This is a genomic window from Lyngbya sp. PCC 8106 (assembly GCF_000169095.1).
GTDB lineage: Bacteria > Cyanobacteriota > Cyanobacteriia > Cyanobacteriales > Microcoleaceae > Capilliphycus.
Genome location: NZ_AAVU01000011.1, coordinates 92766 through 105078, shown reverse-complemented (window position 1 = coordinate 105078; position 12313 = coordinate 92766). Strand labels below are relative to the sequence as shown.

General features: G+C 41.0%; 11 protein-coding genes. All 11 read left to right on the top strand.

The window, feature by feature from the left end; genetic code table 11:
• Positions 1–58: 58 nt before the first annotated feature.
• The 11 genes from L8106_RS09805 (at position 59) to L8106_RS09755 (ending at position 12267) form a co-directional block, all read left to right on the top strand.
• Entirely contained in the window at positions 59–586 is a 528-nt protein-coding gene (locus L8106_RS09805) for a DUF937 domain-containing protein (RefSeq protein WP_009784115.1), read from the top strand.
• Positions 587–655: 69 nt separating this feature from the next.
• The gene (locus L8106_RS09800; protein WP_009784114.1) at positions 656–955 is read left to right on the top strand and encodes a TIGR03792 family protein; all 300 of its coding nucleotides are present in this window, start codon (positions 656–658) and stop codon (positions 953–955) included.
• A gap of 363 nt (positions 956–1318) precedes the next feature.
• A complete protein-coding gene (locus tag L8106_RS09795; RefSeq protein ID WP_009784113.1) occupies positions 1319–2140 on the top strand; it encodes a hypothetical protein in 822 nt (273 codons plus the stop codon).
• A 151-nt stretch (positions 2141–2291) separates the two neighbouring features.
• Entirely contained in the window at positions 2292–3986 is a 1695-nt protein-coding gene (locus L8106_RS09790; RefSeq protein WP_009784112.1) for a ShlB/FhaC/HecB family hemolysin secretion/activation protein, read from the top strand.
• 629 nt (positions 3987–4615) lie between these two features.
• Entirely contained in the window at positions 4616–5740 is a 1125-nt protein-coding gene (locus tag L8106_RS09785) for a class I SAM-dependent RNA methyltransferase (protein ID WP_009784110.1), read from the top strand.
• Between the two features lie 13 nt (positions 5741–5753).
• A complete protein-coding gene (locus tag L8106_RS09780; protein WP_071941382.1) occupies positions 5754–6512 on the top strand; it encodes a carbonic anhydrase in 759 nt (252 codons plus the stop codon).
• Positions 6513–6650: 138 nt separating this feature from the next.
• The gene (grxC, locus tag L8106_RS09775) at positions 6651–6908 is read left to right on the top strand and encodes a glutaredoxin 3 (RefSeq protein ID WP_009784108.1); all 258 of its coding nucleotides are present in this window, start codon (positions 6651–6653) and stop codon (positions 6906–6908) included.
• A gap of 102 nt (positions 6909–7010) precedes the next feature.
• Positions 7011–7985 carry a glutathione synthase gene (gene gshB, locus L8106_RS09770; protein WP_009784107.1) on the top strand — a complete coding sequence of 325 codons (975 nt, stop codon included), beginning with the start codon at positions 7011–7013 and terminating at the stop codon, positions 7983–7985.
• Between the two features lie 43 nt (positions 7986–8028).
• Positions 8029–9141, top strand: coding sequence for a Gfo/Idh/MocA family protein (locus L8106_RS09765; protein ID WP_009784106.1), 1113 nt, complete (start codon positions 8029–8031; stop codon positions 9139–9141).
• A gap of 229 nt (positions 9142–9370) precedes the next feature.
• Entirely contained in the window at positions 9371–10318 is a 948-nt protein-coding gene (locus tag L8106_RS09760; RefSeq protein WP_009784105.1) for an ABC transporter ATP-binding protein, read from the top strand.
• Positions 10319–10497: 179 nt separating this feature from the next.
• The gene (locus tag L8106_RS09755; RefSeq protein ID WP_009784104.1) at positions 10498–12267 is read left to right on the top strand and encodes a hypothetical protein; all 1770 of its coding nucleotides are present in this window, start codon (positions 10498–10500) and stop codon (positions 12265–12267) included.
• Positions 12268–12313: the final 46 nt, after the last annotated feature.

Sequence of the window (12313 nt, the reverse complement as noted above, 5' to 3'; positions counted from 1 at the left end):
TATTGCCCGAACGAATAGGGTAGACTATGGTTAATTCCGTCAATTCCCTTTTAATATTATGGGACTGTTTGATCAAATTGTTGGTGCTTTGAGTGATCCAAACCGCGAGGCAAGCAATTCTCAGCTCAATGACATTTTAAGTACCGTACAGCAGCTTACGAATAATCAGAGCGTTTCCTCGGAGACGACTCAAACGGCTTTATCGGTTTTAGGGGGCTATGTACGTTCAGCGTTGCAACAAAAGCGGACGAATCAAGGAAATGAGTCGGTGCAAGCTTTTGTGAATCAGTATAGCGGTACGGGTACAAACCCTCAAGCGGTGGCTTCGCTGTTTTCGACCCAACAACAGGTTCAAGTTGCAGAAGCCATTTCTAGTCGTACAGGAATTGAAGCAGGTACGATTCAAAGTTTACTACCCGCTTTGATTCCTTTGGTGTTGAATCTCTTGAAAACAGGGACTTCGACTGAAAATCCTCAACAGGGTTCAAATTCGGTACTCAATAGCTTTTTGGATGCCGATCGAGATGGGGATGTCGATGTTGCTGATGCTATGCGGTTAGCAGGACAATTTTTGCAAAATCGTTAAACCCAAGATTATCTTAACAGTACAGGGAAAATCAAAGTGTTTTCCCTTCGTTTTTTAGATTAAGTACGAATGGATATGGTGATTGAATGGTTACAGCTTAAAGTTCCTCAAGAAAAATGGGAAGCTTTTCTCAAGCGAGATGAAGAAGTCTGGACACAAGGACTCAAACAATATCCGGGTTTTATGGGAAAAGAAACTTGGATTGATCCGCAAAAAGAAGAAATTGTCTTGGTGATTCGGTGGGAGACTCGCCAACAGTGGAAATCTATTCCTCAAGAAGAACTTGATGCGTTAGATCAGCGTATGGGAGACTTAAGAATGCCGATTGTTAAAAGTTATGAATATCAAGTCCGAAAATTTCTTCATTAACTCTGAGATTAATCTCAACTTAATTTAGAGATTAAAGCTAAAATAAAATTAACACTTAAAAACCCGACTCCGATGATTAGGATAACAAATGTCGTTATACTCAAAAGGGGTCGGACTTGATCAATAAAACGGCGATTGTCAGGTTTCATTTTGGAAATTTAACTCTGCTAAACAACATTTAAACTGATGTCCAAGTCTATTATAAAGACTTTCGTCCACTTATTTTCATCCCAATTGATATTTTAACGTTCCGTATCAATTTCAGGCCTAGACATCCCCCACCCATTAAACTAAAGTAGAGACAACTTCTTTTTCAAGATCGACCTGAGTGCCTTCTGTCCTTCACCTATTGAGATCAAGATAATGTTTCCTGAACTCTCTCACCGCGATCAACGCCGATCGCATCAAATTCCAAATCCGGCTATGGCTTCATTCAATTCTAATTCCTCAGGTGCAGTTGTGCAGAAATTTAAACAACGACACTGGTTAGAACTAGCAGAATATGTTTCTCTATTCAGTTCGGCGGTGGGTTCGGTGGTCGTTGCTCTGTCGGGTCAAGCCTTTTACGGGGTAGCCCCTTTAACGGTAGCACTTTCACTTAATGTTGCCAATCGTTACCGTGTCGAACACCAAGTTCAACTGTCTCAGCAAGACGTTGTACAAATGCAGCAGTCAATCAATAAGCTAGAAAGCAATGCAGTGCGAGCAATTTGGCTGATTCAACAACAACTGACCCGCGAGATTGCTACCCTGAGAGAGAAACAAGAAGAACTCCCTGAGCAAGAATCTCTCGAAACCGCTTATCGTTCCAAGCAGGTTGCTGTTCTGAGTGAAAATATTTCTTCTATGCAGGATAACATTTCGGCGGCTCTAGAAGAAATGCGGCAACAAATGCGTCAAGAAATTGTCACGACTCAACAGCATTTGCAGGGTGTCAATGGACAAGTCAATGAAATTCAACAGGCGCTCTCTACGCTGCAAAAAGGACAACCCATTCCTCCCTACAAACCAGATGTTAGTCTCGGACAACTTCAAGATCAACTTAATCAACTGACTCAAGAACATCAAGAAATTATCAAGCCTCATCTCAAGCGTTTGATTATCGCCATTAAGCAACTGCAAACCTCACAAACTAGACCCGTACCTCGACCTCCTAAGCCCCTCTCAAAAGAATATATTCAATAAAGTTTAACTCTAAAAATATTTGGACTTAAACTGAGGGAAGTATTAGGACTTGAAACTGAAGTTCAAATCGATATTTGTCAACTGCAACTCTTGGCATTGAGCGTTAAACTGACTTATTCTTGATCTAAAATTAAGATATTCTTTTAAGTTCATGCAGTTTGGCACATTGGCTCTGGGATTTGGGTTATCCCTATTAATCTTAATGGGAAATCCCTGTTTAGCTCAAATTCCTCAACCGATTAACCCGCCAGAACCCTTTCCTACACCTATTCCAATTCCTCAGCCTTCTCCTTCCCCACCTTTAGAGATAGAACCGTCTCCAGTAGTTCCGCCTGTTCCAGAAGACCTTCCTGGTATTCCAGATACGATCACAATTGAACGGTTTGAATTCATCGGAAATACTGCCTATACTGATCAGGAATTAGCGGAGATCACGGCGAAATTTGTCGGTCGTCCGATTACGTTTGCTGAACTTTTGCAAGCAGAAGCAGCGGTGACTCAATTTTATACAGAGTCGGGTTTTGTCAATTCTGGGGTGATTCTTCCTGCGGGTCAAAGTTTAACAGATGGGGTGATTACGCTACAAGTGATCGAAGGGGGTTTAGAAGAAATTAATGTGACCGGAACTGGACGTTTAAGACCGAGTTATGTTCGCAGTCGGATCAGAGTCGCCACAAAAACACCTTTAAATGTTAACCGTTTATTGACTGCTTTACAACTCCTACAACTTGATCCCTTAATTGAAAATATTTCGGCGGAACTAGCTGCGGGTTCTCGTCCTGAATTGAGTGTTTTAACGGTAACAGTAACGCCTGCTGATCCGTTTAGTGTAGACTTAATTGCTGATAATGGTCGCATTCCGAGTGTGGGAAGTTTTCGTCGAGGTTTAAGTGTAACTCACTTGAATTTGTTGGGGTTTGGCGATCGCATTAATGCGGCTTATACGAATACTGAGGGAAGCGATCGCTATGATATTAACTATACGTTTCCATTTAATGCCCATAATGGCACTATTCGTTTTGATTATTATGGCACAGATTCGCAAGTAATTGAAGAGCCATTTGATCGCCTTGATATTACGGGAGACTCTGATCGCTTTGGGTTAACCATTCGTCAACCGATTTATCAAACTCCGACTCAAGATATTGCGGTGGGATTAACCCTTTCTCGGGAAAATAGTCAAACCACTATTTTAGGAGAAGAAGAACCCCTTTCTGTGGGTGCAGAAGAAGATGGAAGCACCAAAATTTCGGCAATTCGTGTGTTTCAAGAATACACTCGAAGAACTTCGAGATCAGTTTTGGCTGGGCGATCACAGTTTAGTTTAGGTGTGGGTGCATTTGATGCGACAATTAATAATGAACCGCCCGATAGTCGATTTTTTGCTTGGCGAGGTCAAGGTCAATATGTGCGATTATTAGCCCCCGATCTGTTGTTAGTTTTTCGATCAGATGTACAATTATCAACTAGAGCGTTGGTGCCGTTAGAACAGTTTCCTTTAGGGGGTTATCAAAGTGTACGAGGCTATCGTCAGGATGTTTTATTAACGGATAATGGTGTGTTTTTATCTGCCGAAGCTTTGTTTCCAGTTGCTCGTTTTGGCGAAGGAAATGTATTGCAAATTGTTCCGTTTTTTGATTTTGGTCGCGGCTGGAATGTTGAGGAAGAAGATAGCCAAGAAAATGATACAATCGCCGGGATTGGATTGGGTTTACAATTGCGTTTAGGAGAACGGTTTAACGCTCGAATTGATTATGGAATTCCGTTCAATGAAGTTGATGATCGAGACGAAAATTCTTTACAAGAAGCCGGGGTTTATTTCTCAATTACTTATACGCCGTTTTAATTGAATGAAGGCAGAATAATTTAGGCAAAAGGCAGAAGGTAAGATCTCCCCATCTCCCAACCTCCCCCAACACCGATAGCCACTCCCATCAACGCGGGTTCCCCGCGCACGGGGGTGGACTCACCATCTCCCCATCTCCCCATCTCCCCACCTCCCCACCTCCCTACCTATACAATTTGTTGTGGACTTCCGGGTAAATGGCTGTCTGTTGTCCCATTTTTGAGGCGGAGTCAATCTTTCCCCTAACTTTCCCCACGAGTAAAACCTATATTTTATAAAGCTTTCAGACTATTTCTGAAAAAAATCCGGATTAGAGTATTGACAAAAGGATAATGGGTTGGATACAGTTACAAGCGTGTGAGGAGCGAACCAGTTAGGACACCGAGACGAAACACGGCCAGTCGCCGGTGTCCTTCCTGAAAAAAGTAAATGACGTCTCTGTTAAATTTGTATGTCATTCCTGTGTGTGTGGTGTGAGGATTTTCGATGCGGTCGGAATGTCTGGCCGCTTTAGTTTTATCTCATGTATGTTTTTAAAGCTGAGTGTTTTGTAAGTCAATCTGGGTTTATAGTTTAACAGTGCATCCTAAATTTCTAAATCTATCTAAAGTTTTAAGTTCGTCTATTGGATGAGCCAATATTTTGCCAAAGTCGCCCGGAGTTTAGAGTTGATCGCAGCTCAAGAGTTGGAACGCTTAGGTGCAAAGGCGATTCGTCCAGACTTTACTGGGGTACACTTTGAAGGAGATCGCGAACTTCTCTATCGGGTGAATCTTTGGTCTAGAACGATTTTTCGGGTGTTGGTTCCGATTCATCACTTTGCTTGTTCCGATGCCAAACAACTCTATCAAGCAGTTCAAAGCCTTTCCTGGGAACAGTATATTCAACCCGATGATACATTTGCCGTTCACTGTACAGGTCGAAATCACGCTCTAAATCATACTCATTTTAGTGCGTTACAGGTCAAAAATGCAATAGTCGATCAGCAACGTCAACAGTGGGGCGAACGTTCGAGTATTGATACAGAAGATCCTGATGTGATCATTAATCTTCACATTGATCAAGATCGGGGAATTCTGAGTTTAGATAGTTCGGGTCAGAGTTTACATCGACGGGGATATCGGCCAGCCGTGGGGAAAGCGCCCCTGAAAGAAACTCTAGCCGCAGCGTTGCTGGAGATGGCGGGATGGCAGCCAAATATGCCGTTTTTAGACCCGATGTGCGGTTCTGGAACCCTCCCTCTAGAAGCGGCTTTGAAGGGGTTGAACGTTGCACCTGGACTGTTTCGGGAGACGTTTGGGTTTATGAGATGGCAAGATTTTGATGGGGAGTTGTGGGACTCGTTGTATCAAGAAGCGGAAAAGAGTCAGTTACCCCAGTTAGAGACAATTATTGCCGGATGCGATCGCGATGGGGAAATGTTAGCTCAAGCCCGTTATAATGCTCAACAGTGCGGGGTTGAAGATCAAATTCGTTTAACTCAAGCAACGTTATTTCACCTTGAACCTCCGGCGGATCACGGTATAATTATCTGTAATCCTCCTTACGGAGAACGCTTAGGTGATGTGAACCAGTTAGGAAGTCTTTATCAACAGCTTGGAGATATATTCAAGCAACGTTTCAAGGGGTGGACTGCATTTATTCTAACTGGAAATAAAGCTCTCTCTAAACAAGTCGGATTGAGAACCGCGCAACGAATACCCGTTTATAACGGAACGATCGCTTGTACTTTACTTAAATACGAACTTTACTAAAAAATAACCTCCAATGAACAGAATTAAAAGTCGGATGAGGCACTTGATCATCTTTATTGTGACGGTGCTAATTATTCCCGTCGCTTGTTCAATAACTCAGCCCGAAACAGGCGAATGGGGCTATCGCGGTGAAATTGGGCCGGAAAATTGGGCGGCTTTAAATGAAGAATTTGCCCTTTGTGAAACGGGACTGCAACAGTCTCCGATTAATATTGACACATCGGTTTTGACACCCAAGCCCAAAATAGAATTTAGCTACGATTATACACCGCTCAAAGTGATTAACAGAGGTCATACCGTTGAGGTCGAGTATGAAGCGGGAAGTACCATTAAAATTGATGATCAACAATATGAATTACTGCAATTTCACTTTCATTCGCCAAGTGAACATCAGTTAGATGGAAAATCTTATCCGATGGAAGTTCATCTGGTTCATCAAAGTTCGGATGGTGAATTGGCGGTAATTGGAATTTTGATGGCAGAAGGAACGGAAAATCGATTTATTTCCAGTTTATGGCCTCATGTACCGGAAGAAACACGAGAAAATCCTGTCAGTGGAGTCGCGATTAATGCCAGTGCGTTACCTCCTCAAGAGCAAGTGTATTACAATTACAGGGGTTCGTTAACGACACCGCCCTGTAGTGAAGGGGTAAACTGGATCGTGTTTGAAAAACCGATTGAAGTTTCTAGCAAACAGATTGAGTATTTTCGATCTCTTTACAATGTCAATGCTAGACCCGTTCAACCTGTGAATGAACGTCAAGTTATTTAACAGTAAATAGGAAACTGGGAAAATCGTTTTTCCGATCTCTCAATCTGCCAATCCTCAAAACCCAAGACTGAAGATGAGTTGAATCTAACTCCTGTTGGTATTAAAATTAGAAAACGTTACTCACTGACTCACAATATTATGGCCGCTCAAGTCGAAATTTATACTTGGAGTACCTGTCCTTTCTGTCTCCGGGCGAAATCACTCCTCAAAAACAAAGGCGTAGATTTCACCGAGTACGTGATTGATGGGGATGAAGAAGCACGAGACAAAATGGCCAAACGTGCAAATGGTGGCCGTTCTGTCCCGCAAATTTTTATCAACGATCAACATATTGGCGGTTGTGACGATATTCATGCGTTAGACGCCCAAGGAAAGCTTGATCCATTGTTAGCTTAGTTGAGGGGTTCATGGCTAGGAATTGTTGGAAGGTGTCAACGATCGCGGTAGGATAAAAAATGCTACTTCACAGTTGCTCCTTCACCAATACCCCTAACATCGATGAAATTTGCATTCATCATTGACCCGATTGAAAAGCTGAACCCTGGCCACGACAGTAGTGTGGCGATTATGGAAGCCGCCCAAGCCCTGGGTCACGAAGTCTGGATCACCCAGATGCCTCAACTAACGGTGACGCAAGGGAAAGCCTGGGCGACTTTAATTCCGGTTCGTCTGACTCCGGTGAAACGAGAAGGCGATCGCTGGATTTCGGCTGAACTTTGGTTTTCGTTGGACAAGCCGCAGTTATTGGCTTTAGAAGAAATGGATGCGGTGTTTATTCGGACTGATCCGCCCGTGACGGTTCCTTATTTATATGCAACTTATATCCTTGATTATATTGACTCTAGAAAAACATTGGTGATTAATTCACCTCAAGGGTTACGGGCGGCAAATGAGAAGATGTATGCTTTACAATTTACTGAAGCAATACCTGAAACTATTGTCAGTCAAAATAAACAGGTAATTCGAGAGTTTGTTGAGAAACAAGGTGCGGGAGTTTTGAAGCCTTTGGGTGGAAAAGCGGGAGAAGGAATTTTATTTTTAGAAGCAGGCGATCGCAATTTTAATTCTTTAATTGAAATTAGCACTAAACAAGGTCGAGAACCTGTAATGGTACAGACGTATTTACCTGCCGCGAAAGAAGGCGATAAACGGATTATTTTGTTAGACGGTGAACCGATAGGGGCGATCAATCGGATTCCGACGGGGAAAGAATTTCGCGGAAATATGGCAGTGGGTGGACGAGTTGCCCAAGCGGAAATTACAGATCGGGAACGAGATATTTGTATGCAACTGGCATCAAAATTAAAAGAAGATGGGTTATATTTTGTGGGAATTGATGTGATTGGGGGGTATCTAACGGAAGTAAATGTGACCAGTCCAACCGGAATTCGGGAGATAGATTTATTGGATAATGTCAATTTAGGAAAACAGGTGATTGAATGGATTGAAAATCGATCAAAAAATAAGCAATAAATCGCTAAATCAAACGATAAAACTAACAAATTAGAGTTGAATAATGACAAATAAAATTGGAATTGCAGTCATCGGTACAGGGTTCGGAAAAAAGGTTCATATTCCCGGACTTCAAGATCATCCACGTACAGAGGTTGTGGCGGTTTATCATCGGGATATTGAAAAAGCGAAAGCGATGGCATCGAGTCATAATATTCCTCATGCGGCTAGTACAATTGAGGAGATTGTTGGTTTACCGGATGTGACAGGTGTAGCGATTTCAACACCGCCTTTCTTGCATTATGAAATGGCGAAAATTGTCTTACAAGCGAAGAAGCATTTACTGTTAGAAAAACCGACAACTTTGAATGTGAATGAAGCCCAAAAACTCTATCGATTAGCCCAACAAAATAACTGTGTAACGACGTTAGATTTTGAGTTTAGGTTTGTTCCCGCTTGGCAACATTTTGCCGAACTTTTGAGTCAAAATTATGTGGGAGAAAAACGGTTAATTAAAATTGATTGGTTAGTTTCAAGTCGGGCCAATCCTGAACGGGGTTGGAATTGGTACGCCCAAAAAGAAAAAGGGGGTGGGGCGCTGGGGGCGATTGGTTCTCATGCGTTTGATTATATTGATTGGTTGTTTGGAAAAGTTAATCGAATGTGTAGTGTATTAAGCACCTCTATTCCGTCTCGTCCTGACCCCTCAGAGGGCGGAAAGTTAAAGCCTGTGGATGCGGATGATACGTGTAGTTTAATCTTAGAATTAGCAGACGGAACCCCTTGTCAAGTCAGTTTGAGTTCGGTCACGTATCAAGGACGCGGACATTGGGTAGAAGTTTATGGTAGTGAAGGAACGCTGATTTTAGGAAGTGAGAATCAACAGGATTATGTACATGGTTTTAAGTTGTGGGGAAGCAAAAATGGAGAGGCGTTAGCAGAGATTTCTATTCCTGAAAACTTACAATTTCCGCGTGTTTATCCTGATGGAAGAATAGCACCGTTTGTGCGGGTTGTCAATCAATGGGTGAACGGAATTGAACAAGGAAAATCTCTGGTTCCCTCAATGCGTGAGGGCGTTTATTCACAGTTGTTAATGGATTTAACTCACGAGTCTAGTGAGACAGGAACTTGGGTTAATATTCCTGATTTTGAAAAGGTTTTAGCTGGCGTCTAAAATCGGCTATATGTCGCTGTTTTGGTTAATTGTTTTTGAGTTAAAACCGTTATAAAATATTTTTTAAATTGTCGGTAGAAGAATTAAGTCTTTCGCTACCGACTTTAATTTAATTAATTTCTGATATTTTAAGATTTTTATTTCTTCTTCCGTAAACCTAATGACGAATCCTGTAGAGAGAGGTTAGGCTGGATTCAGATCGACTATTGACTCAACAGTTGAAGATGATATGACAGAACTAGCAATTGAAACACGCGGACTGACAAAACAATTTGACCGTCATCTGGCGGTGAGTGACTTGGATTTACAAGTGAGAGTGGGTGAAGTTTATGGATTAATTGGGCCGAATGGTGCCGGAAAAACGACTTTACTGCGAATGTTAGCAACAGCCGAAGAAGCCACAACAGGCGAGATTTACATTCACGGTGAACGTTTAAAACGCGATCATACCAACTCAAGTCTTAAACAACGTTTGGGCTATTTACCAGATGATTTTCCTCTCTATAATGATCTCACAGTTTGGGATTATTTAGATTATTTTGCCCGACTTTATTATTTACGGGAACCCAAGCGATCGCGTCGTTTGTATGATGTGTTAGAACTGGTACAACTCTCGAATAAACGCAAAAGTCAGATTTCAACTTTATCGAGAGGAATGAAACAGCGTCTTAGTTTAGCGCGAACGATTATTCACGAACCATTAGTGCTATTACTAGATGAACCTGTTTCGGGGTTAGATCCTATTGCTAGGATGCAGTTTCGGGATATTATTAAAAGCTTACGTGAAGCCGGAATGACAATTATCATTTCCTCTCATGTATTGAGTGATTTAGAGGATTTTTGTACCTCAATTGGCATCATGGAATTGGGCTATTTAGTCGAAAGTGCATCTCTCCAAGACTTGTATCAACGCTTGAGTCATCAACATATTTTAATCGGGGTTTGGGGTAAACTTGAGAGGTTAATTGATCAGTTAAAAAATTATCCTCAAGTTGAAGGATGGGAAATTATTCCTCAGACTCAGAAAGTGCGAGTTCAGTTTTCGGGTTCTCAACAGGATTGTGCTAAACTGTTGCGTAAGTTAATGACTGAAAATATTGCAATCACTGAATTTTCTCCGACTCAAGAAAGTCTAGAATCGATTTTTCTCAAGCTTGAACATCAGCAAGCTTCATAGAAAAAAGCACAATTTTTAGTGATGATTTCAGAATTGAATTGGGTGTGTCATTGCTGAAGTTTTGCTAAAACTGTAGTTAACACCATTTATCTAGTCTCAAAATCTGTTTTAGATAGAAAATCGACCTCTACCTAAAACATCTTTGATCCTCTCAAACTATCCAAATAAGGAACATAAACATGAAAATTCATGGGTTTAATCAAGTTGGTGAACTCAACCCCCAACTCTTTCGGGAAATCAAAGGACGGTTTAATCGACGTAATTTAACTCTTGCAACTGGTGTTTCTCTATTGGCTCAATTGTGTGTTTATTTATCATTTTTGAGTCGAGAATTCAGCATGAATGTGATTAGCCTAAGTAGCAAGTATTGTAATCTAAAAGAAACTTATGAACAGTATGATAAAAAATACACACAGATTCAAAGTCAACTTTATTCTTCACCCACCAATGATCTTTCTATTAACCGTGAGGCTTTAGAAGTCAAGCTATCTGAACTCAGTCAATTAATGAATGCTAACTGTCCGCCTGATGCTATTAATTCTTCATTATGGTGGCGTGACTACTGGGCTGAGATTTTTATGATGTTGAGTGTATTTGGTTTCTTTGCATTAATTATCATCGGAAGCTATATGCTTATCAATGATTTAGCGACTGAAAAACGACGGGGAACTCTCAACTTTATTCAGCTTTCTCCTCAAACCTACAAAAGTATTTTTGTCGGAAAAATATTAGGTGTACCCAGTTTACTCTATCTAGCCATTGCATTATTTATTCCCTATCATATTGGGTCAGGAATATCAGCCGGAATTCCAATCTTAGAAATTTTTAGTTTCTATGCAGTTGTGGTTGCAAGTTGTGCCTTTTTCTATAGTTTTTCACTACTGTTTGGGTTGATGACGCTTGGACAGAGTGGCTTTCAAGCTTGGTTAGGTAGCGGTTTTATTTTCACATTCTTGATGCTTGCTAATAATAAACCAATTTATCAAGATGGTAGTGATTGGCTAAACTTATTTTGTCCGTCTTTTCTTTTGCGCTACTTAATTGATGGTACAAGTTCATCCTACTTATATTTCCCATTTAATCAGGAAAGTATTCAAGTCTTGAAATGGTTTGAACTGCCTTTAGGAACATCAATAACGTTGATTTTGTTATTCTCCCTGTTGCATTTTGGGATATTGACATTTTGGATTTGGCAAGGACTCAAACGATGTTTTCACAATCCCGATGCTACCCTGTTTAGTAAACAACAAAGTTATTGGATTACTGGGTGTTTAACGGTGATAAATTTAGGGTTTTTAATCCAAGACTTTGAACTAAAAACTCAGTCTTCTATTATCTATGCTGTTGTGTTTAATTTCCTTCTATTTTTTGCATTGATTGCTGCTTTGTCTCCGCAACGGCAAACATTACAAGATTGGGCGCGATATCGCCAGGAAAAAGTAAACGGAAAACCCCATCTGATGTCTGATTTAATGTACGGAGAACGGAGTCCTTCTGTGGTTGCAATTGGGCTGAATTTAGTGATTGTTATCGCTTTATTTGGACTGACAACGTTATGGATTGGTTTACCCGATGAACGCTTGCAAATACTCGCTGCTTTGCTGTTAAATGTAAGTTTAATTTGGCTGTGTGCAAGTCTAGTTCAATTGGTACTTTTAATGAGAACTCCCAAACGAGGGTTTTGGGCTGTTGGAATGGTTGGGGCTATAATCATTTCACCTTTAATCATTTTGGCTTTCTTCGGACTACAACCCAGAAAAGAACCATTGGTATTTTTACTTTCTTCCCTGTCTTTTGCTGCTGTTGAATATGCAACAATTCCATTAATTTTGACTGCTATTGTTGGTCAGTCGATGGTTACAGTTTTATTGAACTTAAAACTAACTCAACAACTTAAAAAAGCAGGTGAATCAACTTCTAAAGCTTTATTAAGTGGTCGTTCAGCTTAACTAACTTGGGCGGGTTTTCTCGCCCGTCCCTTGAATTTATTGGAGA